General features: G+C 66.1%; 11 protein-coding genes and 1 pseudogene. 9 read left to right on the top strand and 3 right to left on the bottom strand.

Annotation, left to right across the window (positions count from 1 at the left end):
- Window positions 1-109 precede the first annotated feature (109 nt).
- Window positions 110-646, bottom strand: a complete 537-nt coding sequence (locus ACIBK2_RS31585) for a DUF5753 domain-containing protein (protein WP_396972520.1) — start codon at window positions 644-646, stop codon at window positions 110-112.
- Window positions 647-1144: 498 nt separating this feature from the next.
- On the opposite strand from ACIBK2_RS31585, the gene ACIBK2_RS31580 reads away from it, so the two are divergent.
- Window positions 1145-1636, top strand: a complete 492-nt coding sequence (locus tag ACIBK2_RS31580) for a helix-turn-helix domain-containing protein (RefSeq protein WP_396972456.1) — start codon at window positions 1145-1147, stop codon at window positions 1634-1636.
- 14 nt (window positions 1637-1650) lie between these two features.
- On the opposite strand, the gene ACIBK2_RS31575 is transcribed toward ACIBK2_RS31580, so the two are convergent.
- Window positions 1651-2760, bottom strand: a complete 1110-nt coding sequence (locus tag ACIBK2_RS31575) for an NADH:flavin oxidoreductase (protein WP_396972455.1) — start codon at window positions 2758-2760, stop codon at window positions 1651-1653.
- A gap of 213 nt (window positions 2761-2973) precedes the next feature.
- Here ACIBK2_RS31575 and ACIBK2_RS31570 point away from each other — a divergent pair, with 213 nt between their 5' ends.
- The 8 genes from ACIBK2_RS31570 (at window position 2974) to ACIBK2_RS31535 (ending at window position 14342) form a co-directional block, all read left to right on the top strand.
- Window positions 2974-3420, top strand: a complete 447-nt coding sequence (locus ACIBK2_RS31570; protein WP_396972454.1) for a MarR family winged helix-turn-helix transcriptional regulator — start codon at window positions 2974-2976, stop codon at window positions 3418-3420.
- Window positions 3421-3731: 311 nt separating this feature from the next.
- Window positions 3732-7385 carry a DEAD/DEAH box helicase gene (locus ACIBK2_RS31565; protein WP_396972452.1) on the top strand — a complete coding sequence of 1218 codons (3654 nt, stop codon included), beginning with the start codon at window positions 3732-3734 and terminating at the stop codon, window positions 7383-7385.
- 219 nt (window positions 7386-7604) lie between these two features.
- Window positions 7605-8087 carry a hypothetical protein gene (locus tag ACIBK2_RS31560; protein WP_396972450.1) on the top strand — a complete coding sequence of 161 codons (483 nt, stop codon included), beginning with the start codon at window positions 7605-7607 and terminating at the stop codon, window positions 8085-8087.
- 302 nt (window positions 8088-8389) lie between these two features.
- A complete protein-coding gene (locus ACIBK2_RS31555) occupies window positions 8390-9691 on the top strand; it encodes a hypothetical protein (protein ID WP_396972448.1) in 1302 nt (433 codons plus the stop codon).
- Between the two features lie 207 nt (window positions 9692-9898).
- Window positions 9899-11428 (top strand): alpha/beta hydrolase, encoded by a 1530-nt coding sequence (locus ACIBK2_RS31550; protein ID WP_396972446.1) that lies wholly within the window; start codon window positions 9899-9901, stop codon window positions 11426-11428.
- A gap of 234 nt (window positions 11429-11662) precedes the next feature.
- Window positions 11663-12763: a sensor histidine kinase gene (locus tag ACIBK2_RS31545; RefSeq protein WP_396972444.1), complete on the top strand. Its 1101-nt coding sequence runs from the start codon at window positions 11663-11665 to the stop codon at window positions 12761-12763.
- Window positions 12760-13470 carry a response regulator gene (locus ACIBK2_RS31540; protein WP_396972442.1) on the top strand — a complete coding sequence of 237 codons (711 nt, stop codon included), beginning with the start codon at window positions 12760-12762 and terminating at the stop codon, window positions 13468-13470. Before ACIBK2_RS31545 ends, ACIBK2_RS31540 begins: the two co-directional genes overlap by 4 nt.
- A gap of 59 nt (window positions 13471-13529) precedes the next feature.
- Window positions 13530-14342 (top strand): hypothetical protein, encoded by an 813-nt coding sequence (locus ACIBK2_RS31535; protein ID WP_396972441.1) that lies wholly within the window; start codon window positions 13530-13532, stop codon window positions 14340-14342.
- A gap of 96 nt (window positions 14343-14438) precedes the next feature.
- Here the strand turns inward: ACIBK2_RS31535 and ACIBK2_RS31530 are convergent.
- A pseudogene (locus ACIBK2_RS31530) lies at window positions 14439-15753 on the bottom strand (hypothetical protein); the annotation flags it as partial.

Below are 15753 nucleotides of genomic sequence, written 5' to 3'. Positions count from 1 at the left end.
CCCACTCATATGCTGTGGCCGATAGTGCTGCTGCTGATATTTGTCCCGTTGTCTATCAACGCCTTTCGCACCTGAGCCGCTGAGTCGCAGTTAGCGGTCGGAGCCGAGTTCAGTGGGTCGTGCGCCGTGCCAGCGCGTTTGTGATCAGAGCGCGTGCGGCGTCGCCGTAGGCCGCTTGGTCGGCGAGTAGGGCGAAAGTCTTCTCGTGGAGGGCGATCTCCGACGGGCGGGTGATGGTGAGTTCGGCGCTGACGGTCTCGGTGAGCACCTGGGTTCGGTCGTAGATGACGAAGTTCGTTGCGGGGGCGCGATACTCGGCGTCCAGCGGGATCACGCCGAGGCGGAGGTTGGGTCGCTCCAGCTCGCTGAGCAGGTGTTCGAGCTGCGCCACCATCACCGTGCTATCGCCGACGGTCGGGTGCGGCGCGGCCTCGCCGATCAGGAGGTGGAAGCGGTGTCCGCCGCGCTGGAGGACGAGCTTTCGCGCCATCCGGGTCGCTACCGCCTCTTCCAGGTCGTCACGGCCTCCGACGATGGCGATGCCGATGCGCAATATGGCCCGCGCGTAGTCCTCGGTCTGCAACAGGCCTGGCACGGTGTCAGGGTCGAACCAGCGGATGAGTCGCGTCTCGCCTTCGAGCTTGATCGACTGGCGCTGTCGGTGCGCGTGCCCGCCTTGCCGGTAATCTGACCTTTGCCGTGTCCTTCCGCGACCAACGCGTCACAGACGTCGTCGAGTCCTGGCTTCGGCGTTGCCTGCGACCGCTGGCACCCGCCGGGTGCTACCGGCGCGATTCGGGGCTCCTCGGCTGTCCACCTCCGGACCGCACTGCTGCACCGTTTTCTGGCGGCATCCCACCGACACCCCACCGGTGGCCCGCCATGCAGCCCCCACAGCGCGTGCCGCGGCTCGGAGTCAGCTCGGCTGCCGTCGATCGACACCACGCGTTGTCGGTTGTCCGAGCTATGGCTAATCCCAGTGGATCTGGAGGTTTGTTGGCGCGGATGTTCACCGAAGCTGTCGCTAAGGTGCACCCATGGGTGTGCTGGACTTCCTACGCTTCGGAGAGGCAGCTCGATCGTGTGGCTCCGACGAGGCGTTGGTGCGTGACACTGCGCTGAGTCTTCCAGGAAGTGGCTCGGTGTGGCGATTGGTCACCGGCTGGCGGAGCGGCGGCTGGATATTTCGGCGCCGCAGACGTTGGCGATTCTCGCGGCGGAGTCTGGGCGGACGCTGTCGACGACGGAGTTGGCGGCGCGGCTGTGGTCGGATCGGACGCCTACCTCGGCGGTCAATGTGGTGCGTAATCATGTGCCCGCCCTCGCCCAGGCGGCGAAGAACCTCGCGGACCGCAGACTCGCCGATCCCGAACTCTCCCCGACGGTGCTGGCCCGCGAACTCAACGTCTCCGTCCGCACCCTGCAGCGAGCGTTCGCCGCGGAAGGTGAATCGGTGGCCGCCTACATCCAGCACCGCCGCCTGCAGGAGGCCCGGCTCGCCCTCACCTCCCGCAACCGCCTGAGCGTCTCCGAACTGGCCGCCTACTGGCAATTCTCGGACCGAAGCCATTTCATCCGAGCCTTCAAGAAGGCCTACGGCCTGACCCCTGCCGAATATGCCCGCGCCGCATCATGATCCGATTTCGTGGGTCAGTTGAGGGACTTCAGCACGCCGCGGTCGAAGGCGATCGTCTCGTCGAGGCGGCCCTGTAGCGCCTTGCTGGCCCAGTCCGGGTTGGCCAGCAGCGCGCGGCCGACGGCGACGAGGTCGAATTCGTCGCGTTCGAGGCGATCGAGCAGCTGATCGATGCCCGCCACGTCGGCCTGCTTCTGCCAGCCCGCCGCGCCGACGAATTCCTGGTCGAGCCCGACCGAGCCGACCGTCACCGTCGCCTTGCCGCTGAGTTTCTTGACCCAACCGGCGAGATTGAGGTCGCTGCCGTCGAATTCGGGCAGCCAGTAGCGGCGGGTGGAGGCGTGGAAGGCGTCGACGCCCGCGTCGACCAGCGGCGTCAGGATCTGCTCGAGCTCGCCCGCGCTGTCCGCGATCTTGGCCTGGTAGTTGCCGGACTTCCACTGGGAGAGACGGAAGAAGAGGGGGAAGCCGGGGGAGACCGCGGCGCGCACGGCCTCGACGATCTCGACGGCGAATCGGGCGCGCGACGCGGGATCGCCGCCGTAGCCGTCGGTCCGCTGGTTCGTGCCGCTCCACAGGAAGCTGTCGATCAGATAGCCATGTGCCCCATGCAATTCGGCACCGTCGAAGCCGAGGCGTTCCGCTGCCGCAGCGGCTTCGGCGAACGCGGCGACCGTATCGTCGATGTCGCGCTGCGTCATGGCTTTTCCGGTCGGGTCGCCGGAAAGGCCTACGCCGGAAGGGCTTTCGGCAGGCGGCTCGGTCGCGGTGCGTGCGACACCCGTGTGCCACAGCTGCGGAATGATCTTGCCGCCCGCGACGTGCACCTGCTCGGCCACACGTGCCCAACCGGCGAGCGACTGCTCACCATAGAAATGCGGCACGTTGTCGTAAGCACCGGCCGCAGCCCGGTTGATGTAGGTGCCCTCGGTGATGATGAGACCCACATTGTTGGCGGCCCGGCGGGCGTAGTACTCCGCGACGTCGGGTCCGGGAACACCGTCCGGCGACATGTTCCGAGTCATCGGCGCCATCGCGATCCGGTTCGAAACGGTCAGATCGCCAACGGTGAACGGCCGATCCAGCAACCGCCGGATCCGAGTGGTGTCTACTGCCGAGGTCATATCGTCTCCAGAGTCGGCGCTGAGTTGGTGACAGCGCCATGGTCGGCTGCGGTAGGTGGAAGAGCGGGGGTGCTCGAGCCTTCGAATAGTTGAGCAACTCAAGCGACTCATCGACAGTACAGCCGCAAGTGCTTGATTCTGTCAAGCATTCCGCCGTGTGACACTGGCCCGAGAAGCTTGAGTTCATCAAGTATTAGGCCTACCTTTGGTACCGTGCCGCACTCTTCACCGCCGGTCGCGCCGACCGCAGTCGACGTCATGGCGACCCTCACCGACTTCTGCCGCGTCTACCAGCAGGACTTCCTCACCGCAGCCCAGGGCCTGGATCTGACCTACAGCCAAGCCAAACTCGTCTGCCTGCTGGCCGAACCGCGCGCGATGCGTGAACTGGCCGAAGCCCTGTCCTGTGACGCATCCAACATCACCCTGCTCATCGATCGACTCGAGCAACGCGGCCTAGTCGAACGGCACACCGACCAAGCCGATCGCCGAGTCAAAAAGGTCGTAGCCACCCCCGCAGGCACCGCCCTCGCCCAACAGGTCCGCGACGGCATGCACGGCGTCCACGCCGCCCTGGAAACCTTGACCCCGACTCGCCGCCGCACCCTCCAGAGCATCCTCGAACAACTAAATTCCCATATGATAACCAGCCAAGACTGACTCGCCCCGGTACGAGGGATTCGGGCATTTGAATCGTATTGTCATGCGATCGAACGATATCTGTCCCGGAACGGTTCCCCTACCATCGATGGATGGACTGGGAAAGTAGCGAATGGCTGTTATTTGCAAACTCTTTGGTCCAGTTGATACCAAAAGTCCATTCGATTTCCCACGATGACGCCAAGGATCCCACTTCGGCCCACCGGTACGAATTGCTGAGCGACGGAAAATTGTGGTCGTCTGCCGATCTGGCCGAGCCCCCCGACCGCGCGGAAGCGGGCAGGCGCCTCTATCAGGTGATTATCAAGGTCGTGACGGATGACTGGCAGCGGTTCCGCCCCAAGCCGGGGGAGCGGATCCCCGGTGCGGATCCGGTGCCCAGATTATCGTTCTACATGTGGGCGCGCTGTGTTGCGGTACATCCGATGCGGCGCGACGACGGCGGCGTCGCCTCGTGGTTGTATGCGACCGGGAAAAATAGTCCAGACGACAAACCAGTAAAAATAATGGAGCAGTACTTCGACACCGCGGTCGGCCCGTCGGTGATGTCGGACTATGTCAGACAGGCCGGCTTGCGCAGCGAGAAAATGCCGACGCAGGTCGGCGTTGCCGCATGGTTGAAGAATTTTTGTTTCGCCATTTGGGATGATCTCGGCAAAATCGCCGAGGACCTGGATGTGCCGCTGCCGGACGGTCCGAGCGACCGGCTCTTCCGGCACCTCATGCCGCCCCGGCTGGCGGCGGCGATGGCGAGCCGCCTCGGCGAGCTGAATCCGATGCAGCGGTGGGCATTGGAGAAGATCCCCGACATCATCACGAAGAAGTCCTCGCTGCTCATCGTCGCACCGACCGGTACGGGGAAGAGCAAGATCGCGCAGGCGATTCTCGCGCACGGCGCGCACGACCGATACGGCACCGCCGTATCGGTGCTGCCGCTCAAGGCGCTGGTGACTCAGGAAGCCGACGACTGGACGGCGCTGCTCGACATGGCGCGCCTCAGCGGGTGGGACGTGCTGCCTGCCTCCCGTGACTATCCGGAGAACGACAGTCGAATTGCCAACGGACGCTTCAAGATCGCCCTGGCGATCTACGAAACCATCGGTGCCTATCTGGCCGCGGGTGCGCGACCGCTCGCACACACCCGGGTGCTTGTCATCGACGAAATGCAGTATCTCGGCGATACGGGGGAACGCGGGTTCAAGTTGGAGGCGTTGCTCACCCTGGTTCGGCTGATACCGGAACAGTATCGTCCTGCGGTAGTGGGACTTTCGGCCACGGTGCGGCTCGGCCCGCACGATCCGCTGCTGCGCTGGCTCGGCATCGACGCGGACAATATCTCACCCCGTATCGAACGGCCGGTGCCGATGGATGCGCACGTGCTGGCGACTCGGCCCGACAAGTCCGGCAAGTACCTGGATTTCTTCCAGCCGAACGCGCACTTGATCGGCCATCCGGACGCCGAGCGGCAACCATTCGAGCTCCGCTGTCACGACTACTGCCGACCGGCTGACGGAGCTTCGAACAGCACGCTCGAGCAGCCCGAGCGTGTTGCGGCGATGATAGTGCGTGACCTGCTCCGAAAGGAGAAAAGGCCTTGGCCGAGAAGAATTTTGGTGTTTGTGCGGTCGCGCAGCGCGGCGACGAGTCTCGTCGACGCACTGGCGAAGCTCTTCGATCAGGAGACCGATCTCCCTTCGGTGGGTGATGGCGATCCGTGGCAGCATGGTCGTTTCGCCGACCCGGCCGCGGCCCACGTGCCCGAGATGTACGACGAGTTGCGCACACTCGAGCGGCAGGGGATGGAGTACGCCGCCGAATTCATCCGCTGGCTGCGCACCGGCGTCGCCGCGCACAGCGCGCAGTTCCTGCCTTACATCCGGCGACAGGTAGAGGCCGAGTTCCTCAAGCCCAACGGTCTGTTGCGAGTAATCGTGGCGACCGACACGCTGGCGATCGGCATGAACCTCCCTGCTGACACCGTGATCGCGACGCGAATCACCGGGTACGTCGGCCGTGGCGAGGAGGCCATCCTCACCCCGTCGGAGATGGATAACAAGGCCGGGCGCGCCGGGCGACTCGGCAAGACCGTCCGTGATCACGGAACCTTCTACTTGATCACGCCGCCGTCGGAGAAGGTGCTCGAGCGCGCCCGCCCGAGCCAGCAGGACATGGAACGACTGCTCGATCCGCACGAGATCTTTCTCGAGTACATCGATACGCCGGGGCGCGGTACCGAGATCAAGTCGCACCTGAACGAGTTGGAGTCGATGGCACGGTTCGTGCTGATCGCGCTGTGCTGTCGGGACCAGGGCCGGCAGCCGAGGGCCCGACTGCGGCAACGAGTTCAGGACCTGCTCCTGGCGACGCTGCGGGCAGCGGAAGTAGACGGCGACCTCGATCAGCTGCCCCGCCCGGACGACATCATCGGCCAGTTGGAAGGGCTGTCGCTCCTTGCGCGAGTGCGGCGCGATGACCTCGAGCTGACCGGACTCGGGCGTGCGGTCGGCAGAGCGGGTCTGCCGCTGTCGATGGCCGACTGCCTGCAGCGGATAGCCAGGCTGGCAGAGGACGACAGCGATGCGATCGGACTCCTGTACGAGGCGGCGAACACGCAGTACATACACGACACCATCAAATGGGTGGCGATGCCGCCACAGGCGGGCGACAAACTGGCCGAGCTCGTCGACAACCTTCGCGACTACGCGCACATCTACGCCGAGCCGCTCGCCCAACGCACCCAGAACGACCGTTATCTCAACGGGCGGTTCACCATCGCGCGAGCCGCTCAGCGTTCGCCGGAACTCCTCGAGGCGACAACGGTGCAACCGGATACGGAGCTCAGCGCGGTGGTCGACCTCGACCGGGGTGACATCGAGGACGCCAGGGCCGATGCACTGCTTCGCGCCGTGACAGCCTTCGAATGGTCGCGTGGCGAGCGGTTCAAGCACATCAAGGCTCGACTGAAAGCTGTTGTCTCACCACGTATTCTGCTCGGAACCACCCCGCTCGAGCAGCGGCGAAACAATCAGGAGAAGCAGCGGGCGACGCTCAAGCTGTACATCTCGGACGTCATCCAACTCTGCGAACAGCTGAGTAGCGTGCTGGCGGCCGCCGCCGACACGGTCGATACCGCGCGCGCCCCACTCGCCCAGGTGCGGCTGCGCGCGCTCGCGGCCTCCGTGGGCGCCGGTGTGCCCGTATCGATGGTGCGGATCGCGAATCTACGTGTGCTGACGCTGCATCGGGAACGGCTGCTGGACATCGCGGGCAAGAGCGATCCACACGACGACAGCTGGGAGGACATCGCGGATCTGTTGCGGTCGCCCGAGCACGTCAGCGAGCAAGATCTGCACCGGATCCGCGAGACCTATGCGGCCGTGCTGACCGGTGAGGGGCACGAGATCCGGCATCTGTTGTACGAGGACGTCTTCCACCTCGAGTTGCCCGGTGGCGGTGAGCAGATGGTGACGCTCGGCGACTGGCTGGCGCAGCTCGGCGACCTGGACGACCCGACGAGGTATCGCGACGCGTGGCGAAAGTTGGCGTCGGACTTGGGGATCGACTGTACCGACGGCGCCGAGCCCGGCACCTCGATCTGGACTGCGGAGGACGCCACCGTGACGATCCGGTTTCCGGAAGGGCGGGTGCTCGCCGACGAGGTGACGACGACAGGGGGCGGCATCGTGGTCTGCTGGCGCGGCATGTCGGATCGCGCGGAGGCCCTCGTCGCGGAGGCGACGCCGGGCAGCGCCCGATTCGTCGAGCCGAGGACCGTCGCGCAGACCATCGGCATGGTGCTGCGCGAGGTCGACGAGCCGGCGCAGCCGAAGGCCGTCGTGACGCATCTGGCCGCAGGCACGCTGCCCGGTGCCGGGCCGCCGCCGTGGGGCGACCGGCCGGTGCCCGCGCCGGAGCAGGTCGACGCGGAGACCGACCGCATCGAACCCACCGACAGCCCCGAGTAGCACTCGGGACTGAAGTCGCGACGTCGTGGCAGCAATCGGCTGAAGCGAGCCGTCGATACGTCGCGTGCTCCGAAGAAGTTTCCTCGTCGTGCCGTCGACCTGAAGCCGCGCAGGATTCAGGCTGTCGTGTGGCTACCGGAATCGCTGGTGGCCGTGGAAGGGGGCCCCACCCGCCGCTGGGACAGGTGACAGCGGGCCGGGACCCAACGAAGGAGAATCATGGTTACCACCGCATTGGCACGCACCCATCGCCCCGAGCCGGACCTGGTGTTCGTCGCGATGCCGTTCGGTACCAAGCCGCTCAACGGAATCGACGGCGCGACATGCGATTTCGACCGCATCTATCCGATCATCGCCGATACCATCCGGTCGGCCGGACTGCGTTCGGAACGGCTCGACGAGGTGTACGGCCCGACGGGCCTGATCGACCTGGTCTGGCAGTGCATCCAGCGGGCGACGATCGTGGTCTTCGATCTGACGACGAAGAATCACAACGTGACGCTCGAGCTCGGCTTGGCGCTCGCGCTCGGCAAGAAGATCGTCATGATCACCCAGAACACCGCCGACGTGCCCTCCGACTACCGCGGCCATCGAGTGCTGACCTATGGACTGCAGTACGACCGAGTCGAGAAGCTGAAGGTGTCGTTGAAGAAGCAGCTGCAGGCGACCCTTGCCGAGCCGAGCACGGAACGTGCCTGGTAGTTCGCGTACGCGAGGGAAGGTGCTGGTCCCGCCTGCTGGGAAGGCGACAGCGGGACCAGCCCAACATCGATGAAGTGTAGGGCAGGCCCGGCTGAAACCGCCGACCTTCGGCGAAACCCGGGTGAAGCAGGCCCGGGCTATCGCGGGGCAGCTGAAAATTCCCCCTCGCCATCGTGGTGGACGTGAAACCGCCCGGCGTCCAGGCTTATTGGTAGCTATCGGATTCGCCGGTGGCGCAAGGAAGGTGCCGGTCCCGCCTGCTGGGAAGCGCGACAGCGGGGCCGGCCCAACGAAAGGAAATCATGGCTGCCAATGCCATTGAACGGACCCATCAGCCGGAGAAGGACCTGGTCGTCATCGCGATGCCGCCCGGTGTCCAGCAACTCGGTCCGCGTGGCTCCGACTTCGACTTCGACAAGGTGTACGCGATCCTCGCCCGCACCATCGAGGCGATGGGGTTGCGGGCCGAACGGCTCGACGACGTGTACGGCCCGACCGGAAAGACCGAGTTGACGTCGCGGACGATCCAGCGTGCGGCGATCGTGGTTTTCGACCTCACCCTCAAGAACCACACCGTCACAATGCAGCTGGGCATGTCGTTGGTGTTCGGCAAGAAGGTCATCGTGATCAGTCAGGATCTCGACGACGTTCCGCCGGACTTCCGCGGTCATCGGGTGCTGGTGTACTCGATGATGTACGAGGACGTCCAGGCGCTGAAAAAGTCGCTGACGGAACAGATTACGGCCACCATGGCGGAAGAGAGCCAGGAGAAAGGGCTGTACCCACTGCCCAGCCCCGGGCGCGTCGACATCATGCCGGCGACGGTCATGCAGGTGGCGAAGGACTTCGTCCTGGTACGCCTCGACGATCCCTCGAAGCCGCCGCTGGTGATGACCAGCATGGACGTCGACTACACCCGCAAGATCGCGGATATGAGCCGGTGGTTCAAGGTGGGTGACCGAGTCGATGGTGCGTTCGTCGTCGACACCGTCAACGGGACGGCGAAGTACACCAGGCTTGCGGGGCAGGAGGATCCGTGGCTGGTGCTGAAGAACGAGTTCGCTGTCGGCACGGTGTTCACCGGCACCGTCACGAAGGTCATCGATAACCTCGGGCCGTTCGTCGCGGTCAAGCACGGTGTCGAGGGATTGTTGCCGGAGAAGACGCTGTCCGGGCCGGTTCCGCCGGCCGGTTCGAGGGTCGAAGTCAGGGTCGCGAACCTCGACGTGGTGAACAGGAAGGTAGGGCTGCGGCTCAACCGAGTGCTCACCTCGGTCGCGAATACCGCCGCGCCGAAGGCGCAACCGCTGGTCGGCGTGCGCGGCTACGGGCGAGTGGAGCGATGCGTGCCGCTCGTCGACGGGCGCGGCGGCTTCATCCTGCTGAGCATCGAGGGCAGGCAGCGGCCCGCGATGCTGCTGTGCAAGGACATGTCCGAAGATCTGCGCGGCGACCTGGCAGACGGGCAGGTCGACGTGGGCGAGGAGATCTACGTCGAGGTGATCGAGGTGACGCTCCAGAACGGCAAGGAGAAGGTGCTGCTGCGCGAGCTGCCGGACCCGGCGGACGAGACGGAGGTGGACGCGGAAACCGAAGCGGCGTAACAGATCTCGTTCGCAGCGCGACAGGACGGACCGGAGCAACTCCGGTCCGTCCTGTTGTTGTGTGGCGATTCGGCGAACGCGATTCCAGCTGCTGACCCGCTGGTGGTAGGGGAAAGCCGGTAGTCCGAATCACCTCTCGGTGGGATTCGCACGGGCGGTTCGATTTCTACCGTGATATCTGCGAACCCGACCGCGGTGGTGGGGTGCATGAGGACGGGAATCGGTGTGGGCATGAGCTCGGTGGGTCGAATGGCGGCTGCGGCGGTCGCGGTGGTGGGGGTAGTCAGCGGAGCCGGAATGTCGGCGGCGGCGCCGACCGAGACGGGCCCTGCGGCCGGTATGGATCGGTTCTATCGTCAGCAGCTGAACTGGCAGCCGTGCCACAACGACGCGCTGGACAAGGCTGGTGCTCAGTGCGCCGAGGTGCGGGTCCCGCTGAATTACGCTGCGCCCGAAGGACGGACGATCGATATCGCGATCTCCCGGATCCGGGCCGCCGAGCCCGCCGCCCGGCACGGCGCGCTGATGACCAACCCGGGTGGCCCCGGCGGCGCCGGACTGGATTTCACCGTGCAGGCCAGTGCGTTCATGCCGCCGGAATTTCACAACAACTATGACCTGATCGGAATGGACCCGCGCGGTGTCGGCCGCTCGGCGCCGGTGCATTGTCATTGGCCGATCGGTCTCTCGCTGTTCTCCGCGGGCGCCGATCAGGTCAGTTTCACGAAATCCGTGGAAACTCACGCGGATTTGGCGGCGCGCTGCCAGGCGTCCGCGCCCGACGTGCTGCCGTACATCACCACCCGCAACGCCGCGCGTGACGTCGACGTGATTCGCGGCGCGCTCGGCGAGCAGCGCATCAGTTATTTCGGCATGTCCTACGGGCCGTATCTAGGTTCGGTGTTCGCCCAGATGTTTCCCGACCGCGTCGATCGGCTCCTGTTCGACAGCGCGGTCGATCCCGATCGTTACGGCGTCGCGCAGACGCAGGACATGGGGGCACCGAACGAGGCCGCACTCGACGCCGGTGCCGACTGGATCGCCGCACGGAACGGCGAATATCATCTAGGCACAACACGTTCCGAGGTCCGGGCCGCCGCCGCGGCGTTGATCGATCATGCGGCACGACGGCCGATCCGGATCGGTGAGCATTCCGTCGAGGGCCGCTGGATACCGACGCTGCTGTTCGTCGCGCTTGCCGATCCGCGGCGCTACGACGCCCTCGCGGCCACGATTCGTGAGCTCACCGACGCCGATGCGGGCACGCCGGTCCAGCCGAATCCACAACTCGACGAGGACCTGCGCTTCATCTTGACGGCGCAACCCGACGATATGGCCGCCAACTCGGTCATCCTGTGCGGCGATGTGTCCGCGCCGCGCGATCCCCAGTGGTACTGGCGCAATATCGAAGCCAGCCGGGCGACGCAGCCGGTGTTCGGCCCGTTCGTCAACAACATCTCGCCGTGTGCGTTCTGGCCCGCACCCGTGGAACCGCCCACCGCCGTACGCAATGCGGTCCCCGCACTGATCCTGCAGGCCACCGGCGACCCGCGCACCGCCTACCAGGGCGGTGTCGCACTGCACCACGACATGACGGCCTCGCGCTTGGTCACCTTGCAGGACGCGGCCGTGCACGGCGTCTCGTTCCTGCCCAGTGCCTGTGTCCGGCAAGCCGTTGCCACCTATCTACGCGACGGCACGTTGCCCGCCACCGATCTCACCTGCCACGCCGACTGAGGCCCGCCCGTCCGCGGCCGGATGGTCGGCCCGGGTGTTGCGTTCGGCACACCGGTCGCGGACGAGCCGAGCGCCAGGCCTTTCGAGTACCCGGGTGGCCCGGCGCTTTACGCCCGTGACGGCGGGCAGTCGGGTCCGTACCCGTGACGTGGCGTTGCCTACCCCCACGGGGGTAGGCATATATACCGTCATCGAGGGACGACCGGATCCGAACCGGACCGTTAGCGTGTCACAGTGCGGGTGAATATCCGGTCGATCCTGCTCGACCTGCTTCTTGCGATGGTGTTGACCGCGCTGACCGTGGCAGGCATGCCGCTTGCCGAGCGTGCCGATCCGCAAGCTTTGGCACTGGCGGTGTTGACGACCGCGCCGATCGTGCTCGGCCGGTTCGCGCCGATCGTGACGATGCTGATCATCGGCGGCGCGATGATCGTCTACTCCCTGCTCGGCCACGCCGACTTCCCGATCTTCGGCATCGGCATCCTGGTCAGCCTCTACACCGTGGCCCGGCACCGGTCCACCCGCGTGGCGGCGATCGCCTGGGTGGCGGTCATGATCCTGACCATGTGGCTCAGCCTCCCCACCGCGGCCCCCAGCGGGTGGCCGACCGTCGTGAATGGGCTGTTGCAGGCGGTCACGGCCTGGGTCTTGGGTGACACCGTTCAGCGTTGGGCGCGGCGCAACAAGCGACTGGCCAAGCGAGCCGAGCGGGCCGCCGCCGCGGAACGGGTCCGGATCGCCCGAGAATTACACGACATCGTCGCCCATCACATGGCGGTCATTTCCTTGCAGTCGGGAGTGGCGCGATATGTGCTGGACACCGATCCGGCGGCCGTACGCGAAGCGCTGACGGCCGTGAACGACTCGGGGCGTGCGGCATTGGCCGAGATGCGCCGCCTGCTCGATGTGCTGCGGGTGGATTCGGACACCGATTACAGTCCGCAACCCGGCCTGGCGCAGCTGGCCGAGCTGGTCGACCGAACCCGCAGCGCGGGCCTGCCGGTCGAGCTCGAGATCACCGGGACGTCCCGGGAGTTGCCGCCGGGACCGGACCTGTGCGCCTATCGGGTAGCTCAGGAAGCGCTGACCAATGTCCTCAAACATGCCGGTCCAGCCCGCGCCCGGATGAAGGTCGATTACGGAGACAGTACCCTCACACTCCGGGTCGCGGACGACGGTGTCGGCGTGGCGAGCTCGTCCGGATCGCTTACGCCGCACGGGATTACGGGCATGCGTGAACGTGCGGAACTGTATGGCGGCGTGCTGACCGCAGGCCCGCGCGAGCAGGGCGGGTTCGCCGTACTGCTGCGACTTCCGATGAACGGGGATCAATGACCATCCGCGTGCTCGTCGCCGACGACCAGGTGCTCATTCGTGCGGGTCTCGTCGCGTTGTTCCGTGCCGCGCCCGGCATCGACGTCGTCGGCGAGGCGGCCGACGGTGCCCAGGCGGTCGCGCTGGCCGCCGAGAGCAACCCCGATGTCGTCCTGATGGACATCCGCATGCCCGTGCTGGACGGCATCGCCGCCACCCGGCAAATCCTCAGCGGCGCAAGCGATGTCGATCCGCCGCGGGTGGTCGTGCTGACCACCTTCGATCTCGACGAATACGTCTACGCCGCGCTCGGTACGGGCGCGTCGGGGTTCCTGCTCAAAGACGCACCGCCGGAACGGATCATCGGCGCGATCGGCACGATCGCCGCCGGGGACATGCTGATCGCGCCGACCATCACGCAGCGGCTGATCGAGACGTTCGCCGAGCAGCACCGATCCGCGGTGTTCAGCTCGCCGCAGCTGGCCGAGCTGACTCCCCGGGAGATCGAGGTGCTCGGCTTGGTCGCGAACGGGCTGAGCAATACCCAGATCGCGCAACGGCTGGTGCTCAGCGCGGAGACGGTCAAGACGCACGTCAAACGGATCATGGCCAAACTGCGGCTCGCCAGCCGCGCGCAAGCCGTCGTGGTGGCCTACGAGACCGGACTCGTCACCCCGGCCGTCGTACGGCGTCCGTCCGATCGTCGGGCGATACCTCCGGTGGGGTAGTCGGAGTTGCCATTCCAGGGTGACGACCAGGCACGATGGGCTGCCTACTGTCGATACACATGAGGAAATCGAAGGTAGGCGCACGAGTTGTGCTCGCGGGGTTGGCATTTCTGCTCTGCGGGTGTTCCGGTGCGAGTCGGGCGTCGCCGAGCGGCGACGCGGAAACCGCCGCCTGGCACCACAGCGCCGCTGAGTTGCTTGCCACGGCCACCCGCGCCGTCGACAAACACAAGAGCGTATCGATGGATCTCGATCTCGGTCGAGAAAGCAAGGGCAACTGTGCATTTCACGCGGAGTCGCCGAGCGACTACGCCTACCGTTGCACGCTCACCAGCGTGGAAAGCGCCAAACCCGGTCGAGCCGATTTCGTCCTGACACCAGCGGCGATGTACATCGAAATTCCTGCGGGACATGGCCATTCCGATCGGACGTCCTGGTTGAAGATTCGGCCAGGTGCGGACTCCGGTCTGTTCGGGATCGACGCTGAGCAGATCCGCGATCTGACCGTTGCCGAGAAAATGATTCCGGCCGCAGGAGCCACGATCGTGCGTGTGCTGCCGGGCACCATCGATGGCTCGGCGACAACTCGATACACCCTGCACATCGATACCGCCACCGCTGCCAGGGATGCCACCTACAGCGAGCAGCGGTCTCAGATGAAATACCTTGCAGACGAAGGTATTTCGATCGTGGAGGTCGACTTCTGGGTCGACGAGCAGGACCTGCCCGCCAAGATCACCGTCGTCACCCCGATACCGAAGATCGGCCCGCTCGGCAGCACGGTCCGCTACCGCGACTGGGGTTCGCCCGTACGAATCGACGTGCCCTCGGACGACCAGGTCGGCACCCAGGTGGACCTGGGCGGCCGGTGATCACGCGGCGAGTTCCTTGGCGGGTATTACGGATCGGTTCGGCGGCCGCTGACGAGGGGGATGGCCGCCGAACCGGTCCTGCAGCAGGTCAGTGCCTTACAGCGTGACGCTGACCAACTCCCGTGGTGCCGCGGTGTGCACCGAACCGTCCGCCGCGTTGTGTCCGATCAGCGGCAGTGCGGGTTCGCGCGGCGTCGGTGCGGCGGCCTGCTCGGTGCGCGGCAGCGGAGCGAGCACCTGCTGCAGCGAGGCGATCAGCGCTGCGGTGGGTGTCGTCTGAGGAATGCCGTCGAGCAGTTGGGTGCCCGTCCGCATGGCGCCACCGGTGCAGTCGCGATCGGGGCCGAACTGGTCCTGCCCAGCTCGCAGCGCCGAAATGAGATACTCCACTACCGGATTGGAGTTCGTCTGCACCGTGTTGTTATTGATGTTGATGTTGATGATCGGCACCACCACGATCAGCACGATCGGGATGATGAACAGCAGCGGCACCACGACCACCATCGGCAGCGCCAGCGCCGCCAGCGCCAGGGCCACGATCGGCACCGCCACCGCGACCAGCCCGGCCAGCGCGAAACCGCCGACCGCGAACGCCGCGACCGCGGCCGCCGCACCCAAGACGAACGCGCCGAACACCGGAATACCGATCATCGCCACCGCAAGAGCCAGCGCGGCAAGGAGAATCGGAATACCGCCCGCCAGCAACGGACCGCCGACGACAACCGCCGTAAGGAACGCCGCACCGGCCGCGATCACCGTGCCGACCACCGCCGCGCCCGCGGCCAATGTGGCCAGCGCGGCCAGGGCGACCGCGACCATCGCCAGCAGACCCAGTACGAGGGGCACACCGATCGCGGCGGCGACAGCACCGAACAGCACCGCAGCGCCGACAACCGCCGCGCCGACCGCGAGCCCACCGATAAGCAACGCGCCCAACACAATCGGCGTGCCGATCACCACGGCCGCCACCGCAAGCGCGGCCACGATCGCAGCGGCGATGGCACCGAGGGCCAGCGAACCACCGATGGCCACCGCAGCCGCCGCCAGCACGCCGAAGATAAGCGCCCCCAGCACGATCGCTCCGCCGACCGTCGCGGCCGCCGCAGCCAAAGCGGCCAACAGCGGCGGCCCGCCGATGATGACCGCCGCGGTCACGAGTGCCCCGAACGCCAACAGCCCCAGGACAATCGGCCCCCCGATGACGACGGCCGCAGCGAGCGCGGCCAGCAGCGCCGGTCCGCCGATCACGACCGCCCCGACAGCCAATGCGAGCAGGCCCAAGGCGATTGGTGCGCCGACGACCAGTGCCCCGAGCACGAGTGCGCCCAGTCCCAACAGGATTGGTCCGCCGATGACCACTGCTCCGATGGCGAGTGCGCCAAGTGCCAGCAGCCCCAAGACAATTGGTGCG

It is taken from the genome of Nocardia sp. NPDC050175, assembly GCF_044459885.1.
Lineage (GTDB): Bacteria > Actinomycetota > Actinomycetes > Mycobacteriales > Mycobacteriaceae > Nocardia.
The sequence above is the reverse complement of the archived record's forward strand: the minus strand, read 5'-3'. Positions and strand labels throughout refer to the sequence as shown.